Origin of the sequence: Clostridioides sp. ES-S-0001-03, from assembly GCF_020676075.1 — a bacterium.
Lineage (GTDB): Bacteria > Bacillota > Clostridia > Peptostreptococcales > Peptostreptococcaceae > Clostridioides.
In genome coordinates, this window is record NZ_JACVWJ010000002.1 from 459,715 (window position 1) to 475,124 (window position 15,410).

At 26.9% G+C, this 15,410-nt stretch carries 16 protein-coding genes and 1 riboswitch; of the genes, 13 read left to right on the top strand and 3 right to left on the bottom strand.

What is annotated here, in order from left to right:
• Nucleotides 1-21: 21 nt before the first annotated feature.
• From IC174_RS05305 to IC174_RS05325, 5 genes are all read left to right on the top strand, one after another.
• Nucleotides 22-174 (top strand): FeoB-associated Cys-rich membrane protein, encoded by a 153-nt coding sequence (locus tag IC174_RS05305; RefSeq protein ID WP_227432846.1) that lies wholly within the window; start codon nucleotides 22-24, stop codon nucleotides 172-174.
• Nucleotides 175-354: 180 nt separating this feature from the next.
• A complete protein-coding gene (locus IC174_RS05310) occupies nucleotides 355-1,065 on the top strand; it encodes an AIM24 family protein (RefSeq protein WP_227432847.1) in 711 nt (236 codons plus the stop codon).
• A gap of 88 nt (nucleotides 1,066-1,153) precedes the next feature.
• Complete coding sequence (locus IC174_RS05315) at nucleotides 1,154-1,924, top strand: ABC transporter permease (protein WP_227482321.1); 771 nt, start codon at nucleotides 1,154-1,156, stop codon at nucleotides 1,922-1,924.
• Nucleotides 1,917-2,648: an ABC transporter ATP-binding protein gene (locus tag IC174_RS05320; protein WP_227432849.1), complete on the top strand. Its 732-nt coding sequence runs from the start codon at nucleotides 1,917-1,919 to the stop codon at nucleotides 2,646-2,648. Before IC174_RS05315 ends, IC174_RS05320 begins: the two co-directional genes overlap by 8 nt.
• 33 nt (nucleotides 2,649-2,681) lie before the next feature.
• Nucleotides 2,682-3,638 carry an NrtA/SsuA/CpmA family ABC transporter substrate-binding protein gene (locus IC174_RS05325; RefSeq protein ID WP_413927183.1) on the top strand — a complete coding sequence of 319 codons (957 nt, stop codon included), beginning with the start codon at nucleotides 2,682-2,684 and terminating at the stop codon, nucleotides 3,636-3,638.
• Nucleotides 3,639-3,759: 121 nt separating this feature from the next.
• Here the strand turns inward: IC174_RS05325 and IC174_RS05330 are convergent, their stop codons facing one another.
• Nucleotides 3,760-4,356: a DUF3793 family protein gene (locus IC174_RS05330; protein WP_227432851.1), complete on the bottom strand. Its 597-nt coding sequence runs from the start codon at nucleotides 4,354-4,356 to the stop codon at nucleotides 3,760-3,762.
• A 244-nt stretch (nucleotides 4,357-4,600) separates the two neighbouring features.
• On the opposite strand from IC174_RS05330, the gene IC174_RS05335 reads away from it, so the two are divergent.
• Nucleotides 4,601-5,200 carry a hypothetical protein gene (locus IC174_RS05335; RefSeq protein ID WP_227482323.1) on the top strand — a complete coding sequence of 200 codons (600 nt, stop codon included), beginning with the start codon at nucleotides 4,601-4,603 and terminating at the stop codon, nucleotides 5,198-5,200.
• Between the two features lie 152 nt (nucleotides 5,201-5,352).
• Here IC174_RS05335 and IC174_RS21340 read toward each other — a convergent pair whose 3' ends face one another.
• Nucleotides 5,353-5,451 carry a cysteine-rich KTR domain-containing protein gene (locus tag IC174_RS21340; protein ID WP_227433305.1) on the bottom strand — a complete coding sequence of 33 codons (99 nt, stop codon included), beginning with the start codon at nucleotides 5,449-5,451 and terminating at the stop codon, nucleotides 5,353-5,355.
• Between the two features lie 26 nt (nucleotides 5,452-5,477).
• Nucleotides 5,478-6,209 (bottom strand): alpha/beta fold hydrolase, encoded by a 732-nt coding sequence (locus tag IC174_RS05345; RefSeq protein WP_227482324.1) that lies wholly within the window; start codon nucleotides 6,207-6,209, stop codon nucleotides 5,478-5,480.
• 350 nt (nucleotides 6,210-6,559) lie between these two features.
• Nucleotides 6,560-6,666, top strand: a riboswitch (SAM riboswitch).
• A 118-nt stretch (nucleotides 6,667-6,784) separates the two neighbouring features.
• Between IC174_RS05345 and IC174_RS05350 the strand changes: the two genes are divergently transcribed.
• From IC174_RS05350 to proC, 7 genes are all read left to right on the top strand, one after another.
• The gene (locus tag IC174_RS05350; protein WP_227432855.1) at nucleotides 6,785-7,750 is read left to right on the top strand and encodes a methionine ABC transporter ATP-binding protein; all 966 of its coding nucleotides are present in this window, start codon (nucleotides 6,785-6,787) and stop codon (nucleotides 7,748-7,750) included.
• Entirely contained in the window at nucleotides 7,743-8,399 is a 657-nt protein-coding gene (locus IC174_RS05355; RefSeq protein ID WP_227432857.1) for a methionine ABC transporter permease, read from the top strand. The genes IC174_RS05350 and IC174_RS05355 overlap by 8 nt, the downstream gene beginning before the upstream one ends.
• A 37-nt stretch (nucleotides 8,400-8,436) precedes the next feature.
• Entirely contained in the window at nucleotides 8,437-9,228 is a 792-nt protein-coding gene (locus IC174_RS05360; protein ID WP_227432859.1) for a MetQ/NlpA family ABC transporter substrate-binding protein, read from the top strand.
• A 148-nt stretch (nucleotides 9,229-9,376) separates the two neighbouring features.
• Nucleotides 9,377-12,115 (top strand): PAS domain-containing sensor histidine kinase, encoded by a 2,739-nt coding sequence (locus tag IC174_RS05365; RefSeq protein ID WP_227482325.1) that lies wholly within the window; start codon nucleotides 9,377-9,379, stop codon nucleotides 12,113-12,115.
• Nucleotides 12,116-12,229: 114 nt separating this feature from the next.
• Nucleotides 12,230-12,838 (top strand): DNA-3-methyladenine glycosylase, encoded by a 609-nt coding sequence (locus IC174_RS05370; RefSeq protein ID WP_227432862.1) that lies wholly within the window; start codon nucleotides 12,230-12,232, stop codon nucleotides 12,836-12,838.
• A gap of 1,089 nt (nucleotides 12,839-13,927) precedes the next feature.
• The gene (locus tag IC174_RS05375; RefSeq protein WP_413840640.1) at nucleotides 13,928-14,518 is read left to right on the top strand and encodes a helix-turn-helix domain-containing protein; all 591 of its coding nucleotides are present in this window, start codon (nucleotides 13,928-13,930) and stop codon (nucleotides 14,516-14,518) included.
• Nucleotides 14,519-14,554: 36 nt separating this feature from the next.
• Nucleotides 14,555-15,358 carry a pyrroline-5-carboxylate reductase gene (gene proC, locus IC174_RS05380; RefSeq protein WP_227432864.1) on the top strand — a complete coding sequence of 268 codons (804 nt, stop codon included), beginning with the start codon at nucleotides 14,555-14,557 and terminating at the stop codon, nucleotides 15,356-15,358.
• Nucleotides 15,359-15,410 lie beyond the last annotated feature (52 nt).

Here is a 15,410-nt window from a genome sequence, read left to right on the forward strand (position 1 = left end):
TATAAATAAGGAGTGATGATTATGGCTACATTTATTATAGCAGCTATTGTGGTAGTATTAATGGCATTGGCTGTGATGCATATGGTTAATAACAAGAAAAAGAATGGCAGTAGTTGTGGATGTGGTTGTTCTGGATGCTCAAGTAGTAAGAGTTGCCATGATACTAAAAGATAGATAAAATAAGAGTCTGATAATAAAGTAAGTTAAACTTTTTATCAGGCTCTTATTTTTTATATAAATAATAAATTTCATATTTGAAGTCAATTAGACTATATTATATTTTTACTGTATAATTATAGACAAATATATGATTAGGAGGGATTATTGCTAAATACAGCAATATAAATGTTTATTATGTTTAAATTTGATGTAACAAATGAACTTATGTGTATAGCAAGAGGAAGTGGTAAATTTTTTGCTAAAAAAGGTGCTATGGTAGCATTTAAAGGAAATTTTAACTTTGAAAAATTAATATTAGGCCCAAATAATGGTGGTGGTTTAGGTAGAGCATTGCTAGGACATGTTCAAAGGTCATTGACAGGAGAACAAATGCCAATAATGGTTGTTGAAGGTGAAGGTGAAATTTACCTAGCACAAAATGCTTATCATGTAGATGTAATATCAATTGACCCAGGTGACTCGATTTGTGTTGAGAGTGAAAACTTATTAGCATTTTCAGAACAACTAGATTATAGTGTAAAATTAATTGGTTCAGGAGTAATATCTCAAAAAGGACTTTTTACTACACATTTAATAAATAAAACAAGTCAAAATCAAGATATTGCCATAATAACAGATGGGAACCCTCTAATACTTGAAGGGCCTTGTTGTGTCGACCCAGATGCGTTAGTAGCATGGACTGGAAGGGAACCATATCCTAAAGTAGCAAAACTATCATGGAAAACTTTTGTTGGTCAGACTTCAGGGGAATCTTATCATATGGAGTTTGTTGAGCATGGTCAAATTGTTATTATACAACCATCTGAAAGATTGTCTAGCTTGAATACAGATGCAACACCTTCTGACAGAATGAGGTCAGGTGGAGTAAGAATTGGCATAGATTAATTTTTATAGTGAATTTTAATTGTAGCTTAAAATATATTTAAAGAATAAAAAGGGTAGCAGGGGTAGGTATATTAAAAAGGAGTATTAGATGCTGGAGAGAATTCATAGAAAGTTTAAAGGATATTACATTTTCTTACTAATCTTAATTTTATGGAAAATTGTATGTGTTTTAGGTATATGGAGTAGCTATATTTTGCCTCCGCCTGAAAGAGTTTTGGAAACTTTTATAAAAATGATAAATGATGGTTCTATTTTTTTAAATGTTTATGCTAGTGTGAAGAGGATATTTATAGGTTTTTTAATAAGTTCATTGATAGCAATACCACTTGGAATCGTGTTTGGTGTAAATAAAAAAATGTATGAATATTTCAAGCCATTATTTGAATTTATGAGAAGTACACCTCCACTAGCCTTAATACCTATGCTGATTTTATGGTTTGGTATAGGTGAAGAGTCTAAAATTATAATTATAGTTTTAGCATCGTTTTTTCCAATATTTTTAAATACACTAAAAGGGATAAAAAATTGTGACAGTAAATTAATTGAAGTAGGCAAGTCTTTTAATTTATCTAAGAAAAGAATTTTTTGCAAAATAATAATTCCTAATTCTATGTTAGATATTGTTGTTGGACTTAGTTTAGGTCTTGGGTATAGCTTTAGAGCTATAATTGGTGCAGAACTTATTGCGGCTTCTTCAGGTTTAGGATACTTGATTTCTGACGGTAAGGATATGTCAAGAACTGATATTGTACTGGTTGGAATTTTTGTTATTGGTTTTTTAGGTATACTTTCAGATTATCTATTTTCAATGGCAATAGCAAAATTTAGTAAAGGGAAGCAGGTTGATTTAAATGGTTAGAAATGGATTTTTATTAGAGAATATACATAAAAAGTATTTAGTTGATAATAAAGAACATTTAGTGCTTGATGATATATCATTAAGTATATCTAGCGAAGAAATAACGGTTATACTAGGGGAAAGTGGCTGTGGGAAGACAACCTTGCTTAGAATTTTAGCAGGTCTTGAAAGTACTACTAGTGGAAATGTATATTTTTTTAATAATGATAAAAAGTGTATCCCAAAAGTAGGAGTTGTTTTTCAAGAAAGTAGACTAATGCCATGGCTAAATGTAAGTGAAAATATACTTTTACATACTGAAAAAAATAATAGAAATAAAGTTGATTTAGATAGATATTTAAAGATGATGAAACTTGAAAAGTTTAAGAACTCATATCCAAATGAGTTATCAGGAGGAATGGCTCACAGGGTAAGTATTGCAAGAGCTCTTTCTTTTAACCCAGATATTCTATTGATGGATGAGCCATTTGCAGCATTAGATTATTTTACAAGAAGAAAAATGCAAAAAGAAGTAGTAAATATCCATAAAAATACTAAAAAAGGGGTAGTATTTGTAACTCATAATATAGAAGAAGCTATGGAAATAGCAAAGAAAATAATTGTTTTTAGTAAAAATAAAGGGATTAAACAATTTAGTGTCGAAGATGAATATAATAGAGATTTAACTAAAAGCTATTATATAAGCTTAAAAAAAGAAATATTAAGGGAATTGGGGGAGTTTTAAGTGATTAAGAGAAACAAAAAAATTTTAGCAGTAATGACATCTTTAGTAATGGTATTGGTTGGGACTGTGGGATGTTCAACCAAAGAAGAGGGTAATAAAGATGTTCCTACAAAAAAAGAGACTAGTTTACCTAAGGAAATAAATTTAACCTATGTGAAGTCTCCACTTAACGTTCCAAGTATACTGGAAAAGAAAGATGATTCATTTGGTAAGGAATTTAAAAAGGATAATATAAAAGTTAATTTTCATGAACTAACAACAGGCCCAGAACAAACTCAGGCACTAGCTGCTGGAGAATTAGACTTTTTACATGCATTAGGTGGAACATCTGCTATAATAGCAGCATCTAATGGAGTTGGACTTAAAGTTACAAATATCTATAGTAGATCACCAAAAGGATATATGCTTATAACTAACAATGAAAATATCAAATCTATAAAAGATTTAAAAGGTAAGAAAATTGTAGGTCCAAAAGGGACTATACTTCATCAATTATTGATTGCTGCACTTGCTAAGGAAGGTTATACGATAGATGATGTTGAATATGTAAACATGGATATTCCTAGTGCTGCCTCTGCATTAGAAAGTAAAAGTGCAGATGTTGCAATGCTTGCAGGGCCAGTGGCTTTAAAAACAATAAATGCAGGTAGCAAAATGATAGTAAATGGAGAAGGTTTAGTTAGTGGAATAATAGTTACTGCAGTAAGTGATGATTTTGCTCAAAAATATCCTGAATTAGTAAAAAGATTTATGAAAGTTCATGAAGAGACTTTAAAATATATGGATGAGAATAAAGGTAAGGTAATGGAAGAGGTATCAAAAGAAGTTGGTTTAACTTTAGATGAAACAAAGGAAATGTATTCTTGGTATGATTTTAGTTCTAAGATAACAGATAAGGACATAAAAGAGTTAGAGGACACACAAGAATTCTTGATGTCTAATGGAATGCAAGAAAAGAAAATAAATATTAAAGATATGTTATATAACTAAAATTAGTATATTAAGAAATTAGCATATTAAAATAGAAAATACATCCTTAAGTTATTGTGATAATAACATGATAAAAAAGGATGTATTTTTATTTTTAATTATTTTATAGAATAAAATCTAATTAGAAACAGCTTACTATTTTATCTACACTTATGTAGTCAAGTAATTTTCTCATTTTTTTACGATGAAGCAAGAACTTAGAATATGTGTCTTCTGATTGTTTTGGATCACCATAAACTTTCCAATACCTAATCATAGAAACTTCATAGTTACTATATCCCATAAATCCAATTACATCTTTAAGGGGATATCCTAAAAAAATACCTATTTCATCAGGAAAAGTATCAGTTTTAAGCTTTTCAACTAGATGCTCTAAATAAGCATTTACATTAGTATTTTGTTTGTATCCTAAAAACTTCAAGAAATTTACTGTTTTTTTACATTTTAATCTTTCTGACAATGCTGTTTTATTTACAAATAAAATTTTTAATCCTTTTTTTTCTTTATCAATAACTATAAAATCTATTCTTTTACAATTATATAGATATTTGTAAATATCATTAATTTTTTCCTCTCTATTTACATCAGTAAATGAAATATTTATTATTTCAGCAGGTTTAGAGCCTAAAAAAACTGGACCTAAAACTTCTAAAAGCCATTTTATATATGATGATTCAATTTTATTCTTACAACAAAATTGTGAATTGCAACAATGCATAAAAGATAACCTCCTTCAAATGAAAATTAATATCAATTAATTAAATTATACTATGAATGATAATCAATATCAATAATAAAATTATATTTTTTTTATTAATTACTTATCTATTATAATTTCCCAAAAAATAAATTATAAATTGTTTAATTTTAGTAAATAAAAAATAAAAATATAGAAATACTAAATTGAGAAAGAACTTTATTAAAACTTTTTGTAATATAAAACATCTAGGAGGATAATAAAAATGAAATTAAAAAGAACTTTATTTGTAGGACTAGCGTTAGTATTAGCTATAGGTATGACTGCTTGTACTAAAAAAACTGAAAAACCAAATGAAAATGCAGGAAAAAATCCAAATGAATCAGTAAACAACAATGAAGGTTATATGAATTATTATTCAACAAGCTATAATGATTATATAGCAGGTTTAAATAGATATTCTATTTATGATACTCCAGAAAGTATAAATAATCAATTTAAAGATAAAGAATATCCAGGAAATGAAAAATATTTAAGTGATGTAAAGGCTGCATACAAAGACAGTAGAGACAAAATACAATCATTTGTAACATCTCTTAAAAAAGATGGTAAAACAGAAGATGCTGAATTAAAGAAAATGAATGATGAATTAATAACTGAAGGTGAAAGATTAGTAAAAGATATAGATGCTAGATTAGAGAAATTAGATAAAGTATCTGATGAAGATATGAAAAAAGGTCAAAATGACTTTATGAAACTAGTTCATGGAACAGAAAATGTTGGAAATGATATAGGTAGTGGTTTTAGAAAAATGATAAAAGACATGAATGATAGATTAGGAATAACAGGAAATAATAAAAAATAGTAGAATAACCTGCCAATATCAACAATAAAAATTATTTTATAAAGCGCTGTAAAGCCACACGAACACTATGTTTGTGTGGCTTTATGTGTTTCTATTTTAGTTGCTTAAAAATTCCGTTTTACGCCTATTTGATTTCAATATTCAATGATGGCTTATAAAAACAGTAAAAAAATATAAAACGAGAAATTTTCAGGTATAGTATCTAATCGAATTTTTAGCCTTGTTTTGTTGCCACATACAGGATAGCGTATCTACTCTATTTTTATAATGCTTTACTTTATTTCGATAAATAATTTAGAACACGATTATTAAAATCTTTTGCTTCCTCATACGCAGCATGTCCAAGACCTTTATATATAAATAATTCGCTGTCCTTAATTTTATCAGTTAATTCAACAGAAGAAGTTACACCAACTATCTTATCGTTATCGCCCCCAATTATCAAAGTGGGACATATAATATTATTCAACTCCATATATGCATCATGCTGAATACAAGAGGATGCTTGTATGAGAAACCGTCTAAAATCTTTAGGTTTACCGATTTTCCCAAGCAAAGGGTAAAGAAAACGATATTTTTTTAGATAATTCTCTGAATAAGAATTTTCTGATATGTCAATCATTAGATACTTATATTTTTCTTGCTCTGCCAATGTAATCCAATTCCCAACAACTTCTTGTATGTTTTTATTCTGCTTTGATAGCGTAACTGCCAGTACGAGTTTCTCAATTAAATCGGGATAATCAATAGCAAGGTATTGTGCTATCATTCCACCTTGAGAAATACCTAAAACTTTAGCTTTAGTGATACCAAGTATTTTCATGGCTTTCGCTTGGTCTTTAGCCATATCTCGTGTAGAATAACCTTCTTTTAAATGGTTTTTTCTGCTAAAAACATATACTTTATAGTCTTTGGCGTACATGCGATATGCGATAGCCATTGTAATAGCCATTCTTTTGACTGTGGTTAATCCATCGCCTAGTCCAGGAAGCATGATTAATATTTTCACAAATATTTACTTCGCATTTTAAAATAGTTCGTTTTTATTTTTTACTCCAAGTTCTTTGCAAATAAGTTCTTTATATGCTTCTACTTTTGCTGGAAAATCACTAACATTCTACTCGAAGAAATCCACATCCAAATAGAAATTAGATAGAACAAGTATCAGTTTTGTCAAAATAATTGAAAGAGTAGTATCTTGATATCCATTTTCTAAACTGATATGAGGTTTTATGAACTTTGTTTTCAATTCAGAATAATAAAAAATAAAAATTTCAAATAAATTTATTGACAAATATTATTAATAAATATATTATATATAACATAGCAAGAAATGATAATCGAATTAAATTAAATAACGTCTTATCAAGAGTGGTGGAGGGACTGGCCCTTTGAAACCCGGCAACCAGTATATTTTATATACATTGGTGCTAAATCCTGCAACTAATATAGTTGATAGATGAGTATAAATAGCTTTCTAAGCCTGAGTTTATACTCAGGCTTTTATTTTGTTAGATACAAATTTAAAATACATAAATAAAAATAAACATACAAATTGAGCAGAATATGTGGGGAGGAAATTTTATGATTAGCATAAAAAATGTTAATAAGTATTATGGAAAGACTCAAGTACTTAAAGATGTAAGTATTGAGATAGAATCTGGAGAAATTTTTGGAATAATAGGTCATAGTGGTGCTGGAAAATCAACACTACTTAGATGTATAAATGGGCTAGAAGAATATCAAGAAGGTAGTGTGCTTGTATCTAATAAGGAAGTAAAGTCATTAAATGAAAAGCAAATGAGGGATTTAAGAAAAGAGTTAGGTATGATTTTTCAACACTTTTCATTACTTGAAAGAAAAACAGTGTTTGATAATGTAGCATTACCTTTAGAGTGCTTTGGATATACAAAGGCAGAAATAAAAAAAAGAGTTTTAGAGTTACTAGAAGTGGTTGGTATATCTGAAAAGAAAAATGATAAACCAAGAAACTTAAGTGGTGGTCAAAAACAGAGAGTTGCAATTGCTAGGGCTTTAGCACTAAACCCACAAGTACTTCTTTGTGATGAAGCAACTTCAGCACTAGACCCAAATACTACAAAATCAATTCTTTCATTACTTGAAGATATAAACAAAAACCTAGGAATAACAATAATAGTTGTAACTCATCAAATGGAAGTTATAAAACAAATTTGTGGAAGAGTGGCAATAATGGAAAATGGAGAGGTATTAGAAATAGGAGATACAGAAGAAATTTTCTTGAGAAATACTAAAGGACTTAGAAAATTAATAGGTGAAGAAAGTATAATTTTACCAAAAGGAACAAATATAAAAATACTATTCCCTAAAGACATTTCTAATGAAGCTATTATTACAACAATGGCAAGAGAGTTAAACATAGATGTATCTATAATATTTGGGAAATTAGAACAATTTAAAGAAGATATTTTAGGTTCACTTATTATAAATGTTTCAGATAAAAGTGGAGATAAAGTAAAACAGTATCTTACAGATAAGGACATAAGATGGGAGGAAATGATAAATGAATAGTCTAATTGATTTTTTAACAACACTATTTCCAAATGCATTACTACAAACTTTATATATGGTCATAGTACCAACTGTAGTGGCAACAATATTAGGATTTATACTAGCAATTATATTAGTAGTGACAAAACCAGATGGATTAAAACCAAATAGTACGATTAATAGTGCACTAGGATTTATAGTAAACATATTTAGAAGTTTCCCATTTATGATACTTATAGTTGCAATGATTCCAATAACAAGATTAATTGTTGGAACAAGTATAGGAGAAACTGCTGCAATAGTACCAATAACTATTGGTGCAGCACCATTTATCGCTAGGATTATAGAAAGTTCATTAAACGAAGTTGATAAGGGACTAATAGAGGCTGCCAAATCTTTTGGAGCTACAAAAAAACAAATAGTATTTAAAGTTATGATAAAAGAAGCAATGCCTTCAATAGTATCTGGAATTACATTATCAGTAATTTCTATACTTGGCTATACAGCTATGGCAGGTGCAGTAGGAGCTGGTGGACTAGGTAATATAGCTCTTATTTACGGATACCAAAGATTTGACACAGCAGTAATGGTTTATACAGTAATAGCACTTGTAATACTAGTTCAAATAATACAAGGTTTAGGAAATCTAGCTTATAAGAAACTAAAATAATTTAATCAATAAAACATTTTTAAAGGGGGAGTAAAAAATGAAATTAAAAAAATTATTATCAGTAGCATTAGTGTCAGCAATAGCAATATCAGCAGTAGGATGTTCAAACAAAGAGGATAAAAAAATATTAGTAGGGGCATCATCAAATCCACATGCAAAAATATTGGAAGTTGCAAAACCTTTATTAAAAGAAAAAGGATATGATTTAGAAGTAAAGATATTTGATGATTATGTGCTTCCAAATACAGCTTTAGATGAAGGTTCTTTGGATGCTAACTTCTTTCAACATATTCCATTTTTAGAGGAGACTGTGAAGGAAAAGGAATATAAACTTACTTATACATCTAAAGTTCATATAGAGCCAATGGGATTCTATTCAGAAAAAGTTAAATCATTAGATGAAGTAAAAGATGGAGCAGTTATAGCTGTACCAAATGATGCGACTAATGGAGCTAGAGCACTTAAATTATTAGCAAAGCATAAATTAATAGAAGTAAAGGATGGCGAACTTATAACTAAAAAAGATATAACTAAAAATCCTAAAAATATACAAATAAAAGAAATGAATGCAGAACAATTACCAACAGTATTAAAAGATGTTGATGGAGCAGTAATAAATTCTAACTATGCTTTAACAGCGAATTTAAATCCTACTAAAGATGCAATAGTAATAGAATCAAGCGATTCTCCATATGTAAATATAATTGCTTGTAGAGAAGATAATAAAGATAGCGATAAGATTAAAGCTTTATCAGAGGCTATGAATAGTAAAGAAGTTAAAAAGTTTATACAAGATGAATATAAAGGAAGTATAGTTCCAGCTTTTTAAATTAAATATACAAAATCTATAAAATGAGTAAAATTTTAAAAACTTTACTCATTTTTTTTTATAACTAGAAAGTGACAAATTTTTTGGGAGAATTGTGGTAACATATTTATAGATAAAACTATATAAAAATGAAGAAGTGGTGGAGAATATGGAATCTAAAGGAACTTTAAGGAAGAATAAGGGCTATATATTGGCTAATGGGTTATTTTTAATTATTGCACTTTTGAATATAAATTTGTATACAGTTTCCATAAATATGTATAGAATAATTTTACTTTGGATATTTGGATATTCTATAGTTTATATAACTAGTTTTGAAAAAGATGAATTTATAAACATACTAAAATTAGGATGCCTTGTATTAGTTTTTGTGGGGATTTTAGGCATAGCAGAATTAGAGATTCAAAAATTCCAAGTTATGATACTCAATTTAAGTATAATTAATATATCTACATTTATATACTTAACAATTTCTAAAATAAAAAAGCTGAGAATAAGTCATTTGTTGATTTTCAACAGTACTTTTGTAATAGTAGATTATCTTCTAAGAAGTATTTTTAATAACTTTTATTTGAATATGATTATTATGGCAATTAATGTTGTCATGTCTTTGTTCAATTTATTGTTTGTATTAAACAAAACTAATAGTGAAACTGAACATTATAGCTTAATAAAAAATTTATCATACTTTGCTTTATTTGCAACTATTATAGGTTTTATAACAACTTGTCAAATTAGTATAGTAGATACAGATAGATTAATAGGAGTAGTGTATTTATTGTTATGTAATTATACTTACTATGTGTATGTATACAGTCTAATTAATAGAGTGGTATATCCATATTATGAATTAAATTCAATAAATAAGAAATTAAGTAAAAAGTCAGAACAATTAAGTAAGATAAATCTAGCAATAGAAAAGGACATGACTATACAGAAAACATTAAAAAATTACATAGATGAAAGAAAAGAGTTATTAAGACAAGCACTTGATACTATACCAAATGTATGGATAATAACAGATTATGATTTTAATATAAGTTATACAAATAATGCATTTAAAGATGAATTTTCAAAGGACATGAAAAACTTTTATCACATATTAAATTTTATAAAGGAAGATGAGCATGTAGCTGAAAAGCTAAAGAAATTTGATACGGATATAAGTATAATTGATAAACAAGTAGAGTTGAATAATAAAATATATTTGTTAAGTTTAAGTAATAATGAAGAAGAAAGTAATTATTTAATAAGCTTAAATAATATTACAAATGAAATAAAAATGGATAAAGAGATAAGGGCTATAAATAAAGATTATGAAAATATAATATTAAATATACCATCTCCTATACTTGTAAGAAGTGCAGAAGGTGGTATAAAGAAGAATAAAGTAATAAGCATAAATAAAAAATATGAAAAGAGTTTTAAATGTACACCAAAAGAGCTAGTTAATATGACATTAGAAAAATATTTTGAAACCTTTAACGTAGATTTTTTTGATAATAGAGAGTTTAAAAGATTAAATCTAACAAAAGAAAAGAAAGCTGAAATAGTAAGTTATAATGATACAGCAAATTGTATAATTAATTTTGTAATGTCTGATTCAGAGGGCGAAGAACATGTTGAAGAAGTAAGAGTTGGAGATTATTGGTCAAATAATAAATTATTTAAGTTACTTACATTTAGAGATATAACTAAAGAAATAAATATACTTAGAACAGTAAATGAACAAAAAATAATATATGAAAAATTATTAGATGCTATACCAGAGGCTATTTTTCTTGAAGATTTAAGTACATCAAGAGTACTCTATACGAATAGAGCTTTTAGAGAATTATTTGGAATATCAAGTGATGTACTGGGCGTAACAACACAAAAATATAGAAATATCTTAGTAAAAAAATACATAAACAATTTAAATATAGGTGAAAGAGAAAAAAGTATTCATATAGTAAATGAAAACAATCATATTAAAGAAGTAAAGATGATATCAAGAACCTTATACTTTGGGCAGAAGAGAAGTAGAGTGAGAATAATTAAAGATTTAAGTGTACAAAGAGAGTCTGAGAGACTTAAAAAAGCATTAATAAAACAAAGACAGTATGACCAGATGAAGATGGAGTTCTATGCTAATATATCTCATGAACTTAAGACCCCTTTAAATAATATCTATAGTTCAGTTCAGCTTATCGAGAATCTTTATAAAAAAGGAAAGATAATTGACTGTCAAGATATATTAAGAGAACACATAAAAATAACTAAACAAAACATGTTTAGATTATTAAGATTAATAGATAATATAATAAATATTTCTCAAGTTAAATCAGAAATATATAAGATTAAAGCGGTTAACTTTGATATTATCGATATAACAGAAAGAATAGTTACATCCATTAGCAGTTATGCAAAATCTAAGGGAATAGACTTAGTTTTTGATACAAATGAAGAAACCATGAGAGTAGGACTTGACCCAGAATCTATAGAGAGGATAATATTGAATATATTATCAAATGCTATAAAGTTTACTTTAGAAGGTGGAGAAATACTTGTAGGAATATATAAAGAGGGTGAAAATGTAGAAATACTTATAAAAGATACTGGAATAGGTATAGAAAAGGAAAAATTAAATGACATATTTAATAGATTTAAACAAATTGAAAATAGTGGTATATCAAATGAATTCGGAAGTGGAATAGGATTATGTCTTGCAAAATCGTTAATTGAAATTCAAAATGGAGAAATTTATATAGATAGTAAATTAGGAGAAGGAACAAAGGTAAAAATAATATTCCCAATTAAAGAAGTAGTTGAAGAAGTCTATGATAAATCAAATTACAACGATAATATTGAAAAATTCGAGATAGAATTTTTTGATATATATAAGTAGTAAATATTGAAATCCATTATTTTATATATTAATATACAATTAAAAGCAGACTAATTTTACTTATGATTTTAGCTGTATTTAACTGACTATAAATAAACTTTATGAGGTGAAATTTTGGAAAAGGATTTTTTTAGGAAAAATGGAATTGATTTAGCTAAATCTATATTAGGTAAATATTTAATAAGAAAATATGAAAATAAAACAATTGTTACCAAGATAGTAGAGACAGAGGCATACATGGGTATAAATGACAAAGGCGCACATGTATATGGTGATAAAAGAACTGAGAGAACTAAGCCTCTCTATTTAGATGGTGGACATATATATGTTTATTTAATTTATGGTATGTACAATTGTCTAAATCTATCAGCAAATATAGAAAATGTACCAGAGTGTGTGTTAATAAGAGGTGTCGAACCAATAACTTCTTTAAATGAGATATCTGTAAATAGATATAATAAACTGTATGATAATTTGAGTAAGTATCAAATAAAAAATATTACTAATGGACCAGGAAAACTTTGTAAGGCTTTAAAAATAGATAGAAGCTTAAATAGTAAGAGTATAATGGGCGAAGAATTGTATATAAGTGACTTTTATTATGACAATGAAGGAAAAAAAGTATTTAGTGAAGATAAATTGGATATAAAAACTAGTAAACGTATAAATATAGACTATGCAGAAGAAGCAAAAGATTTTTTATGGCGTTTTTATATAGAATAGGTACTGATATCAATAAGATATATATTTATAAAAATTATTTTTTATAAATATATATCTTATTTTTTATAGAATTTTTATTTTAGTATAAATAAATTTATAAAGCAGGAGATGTATTTTCAGTAGATTTTTATAATTATTTTTAATTGTTTTGTTTATACAAACAAAGATATATTTCAACAAAATAAGTATGATAATATTATACTATAAAATAAATGAATATTAACTTTTGGACGCATTTTATTAAGAATAGTCGTGTTTATATATAAAGTTAGTTTATTTTATATTAAACAGATTATTTATTACAACAAATAATTATTTATAAAAAATAGAAAAATTTTGACAAAAAAAGAAAGTATCTTTAGAATAGAGATATATTTAAAATCGTATGATTGAGGTTATAAGGTGATTTCATATGGTTTATTATGAAAATTATTGTTAGACAGAAAATTTAAAAATGGAATTTAAAAAGATGATAAATATTTTGATAACGATTGTTAAATTAGGAAATAACAAGTCTGTATCTGTATAAATATTAGAAAAATATGTATAGTTTTAGACTGTAAAATATAAGATATTGTAGAAATAAAAAAAGGCATTGAATAGATACTATTAAATTGTAAAATTATGTTATAATTATTGTAAAGGATGTAAAAATCTGTAGAAATAGCAATGTAATAAGCTTGATTTTTAATAGTTAAATTCAAATAAACTATATAATGCAATATACATAAATTAAAGATAGTAATCTGATAAAAATTATACTAATAGGATTTATATATTATGAACTATATAAATAATAAAGTAAATTATAGGAATAACTTAAGTTTTATAATATAGTTTTATAATATAAAAAAAGTCATTATAATCAGATATATTAAAAAATAGAAAAATGATTAATAAATTTTATTAAATTAGGTAGAGAGATATATATAATAAATTATAAATAATGATAAATGTGTAGACAAAAGAAAGTGAATAAATTATATTTATACTAATAAAGTTTTTTTGAGGTGAAATATTATAGATATAATAGCCTATATTTATATTCTTATATTTATATTATGAAAAAATTAAAATTATTTAGGGGTGATGGTTTTGAATAAGGACATAGGAGCAAAAATAAAGCAACTTAGAACTCAAAAACAAATGACACTGAAAGATATGAGTGAGAAAACAAACTTATCAATTGGATTTTTGTCACAGCTTGAAAGAGGATTAACAAGTGTGGCAACAGATTCATTAGGTAAAATAGCAAATGTATTGGATGTAGATTTAACTTACTTTTTTATGAAACCAAAGGAGCATAAGAGACCTGTATTAAGAAGTTATGAAAAAGAAGTTTTTGATGTAGAAAATTCAACATTTATACATTATCATTTATCATCTAATTTAAAAGAAAAAACTATGTTACCAAGATTAATTGAAATTCTTCCAAGTAAAAGTAGTGAAGAAATTTGTTGCTATGTACATAGTGGTGAAGAATTTGTATATGTTTTAGAGGGCACTCTTACAGTGTTTTTGGGTGACGAGCAAATTGAAATGTATCCAGGTGATACAATACACTACAATAGTGAAAAGAACAATCACAATTGGGTTAACTATACTAATAAGATGGTAAGAATTTTAGTGGTAAGTATACCAAATCCATTTGAAAATTCTGATACAGTTAAAGAAGCTTAAAGTTTAGTTATTACTTATTTAAGGAGGAGTATTACAGTGAAAAGAATTGGATTTATAGGTGCAGGGAATATGGCCAGTGCTATGATAGGTGGTATAGTAAATTCAAAATTAGTTGAACCTAATATGGTAACAGCATCAGCATATACTCAAGGAACTCTTGATAGAATACATGCAAATTTTGGTATAAATACTACAAAAGATTCAAAAGAGGTTACTAGAAATTCTGATATAGTAATTGTAGCTGTTAAGCCAGACATATATGATGATATTTTAGAAGAGATAAAAGATTTTGTAGATGATAGTAAGATTATAGTTACAATAGCAGCAGGAAAATCTATAAAAGATATAGAGGCAATTATAGGTGAAAATAAAAAAATAGTTAGAACTATGCCTAATACTCCTGCACTTGTAAATGAGGCTATGTCTTCAATATCTATAAATAAAAATATAAAAGATGAAGATTTAGAAGCAGTGGTAGAAGTATTTAGTTCTTTTGGAAACACTGAAGTCGTACCAGAATATCTTATAGAAGCAGTGATTGGAGCGAGTGGTTCTGCACCAGCCTATGTGTTTTTGTTTATAGAAGCTATTGCAGATGCAGCAGTAATTGCAGGAATGCCAAGACAACAAGCATATAAATTTGCAGCACAAGCAGTTATGGGTTCTGCAAAAATGGTACTTGAAACAGGAAAACATCCTGGTGAACTAAAAGATATGGTATGCTCACCTGGAGGGACTACTATAGAAGCAGTTAAAGTCCTTGAAGAGGAAGGTTTTAGAGCCTCTGTTATAAAAGCTATATGTGCATGTATAGAAAAATCTCAAAAAATGAGCAAGTAATAAGAATTTATTTGAGATAAAAAGAATTGCCTTTTATAGAAAATTTCTATAT

Excerpts from the sequence above, each read along its gene's own strand:
- IC174_RS05375 (WP_413840640.1), top strand. The coding sequence starts at position 13,928 with ATGGTTTTGAATAAGGACATAGGAGCAAAAATAAAGCAACTTAGAACT.
- IC174_RS05310 (WP_227432847.1), top strand. The coding sequence starts at position 355 with ATGTTTAAATTTGATGTAACAAATGAACTTATGTGTATAGCAAGAGGA.
- IC174_RS05335 (WP_227482323.1), top strand. The coding sequence starts at position 4,601 with ATGAAATTAAAAAGAACTTTATTTGTAGGACTAGCGTTAGTATTAGCT.
- IC174_RS05365 (WP_227482325.1), top strand. The coding sequence starts at position 9,377 with ATGGAATCTAAAGGAACTTTAAGGAAGAATAAGGGCTATATATTGGCT.
- IC174_RS05305 (WP_227432846.1), top strand. The coding sequence starts at position 22 with ATGGCTACATTTATTATAGCAGCTATTGTGGTAGTATTAATGGCATTG.
- IC174_RS05325 (WP_413927183.1), top strand. The coding sequence starts at position 2,682 with ATGACATCTTTAGTAATGGTATTGGTTGGGACTGTGGGATGTTCAACC.
- IC174_RS05350 (WP_227432855.1), top strand. The coding sequence starts at position 6,785 with ATGATTAGCATAAAAAATGTTAATAAGTATTATGGAAAGACTCAAGTA.
- IC174_RS05360 (WP_227432859.1), top strand. The coding sequence starts at position 8,437 with ATGAAATTAAAAAAATTATTATCAGTAGCATTAGTGTCAGCAATAGCA.
- IC174_RS05315 (WP_227482321.1), top strand. The coding sequence starts at position 1,154 with ATGCTGGAGAGAATTCATAGAAAGTTTAAAGGATATTACATTTTCTTA.
- IC174_RS05320 (WP_227432849.1), top strand. The coding sequence starts at position 1,917 with ATGGTTAGAAATGGATTTTTATTAGAGAATATACATAAAAAGTATTTA.
- IC174_RS05355 (WP_227432857.1), top strand. The coding sequence starts at position 7,743 with ATGAATAGTCTAATTGATTTTTTAACAACACTATTTCCAAATGCATTA.
- IC174_RS05330 (WP_227432851.1), bottom strand. The coding sequence starts at position 4,356 with ATGCATTGTTGCAATTCACAATTTTGTTGTAAGAATAAAATTGAATCA.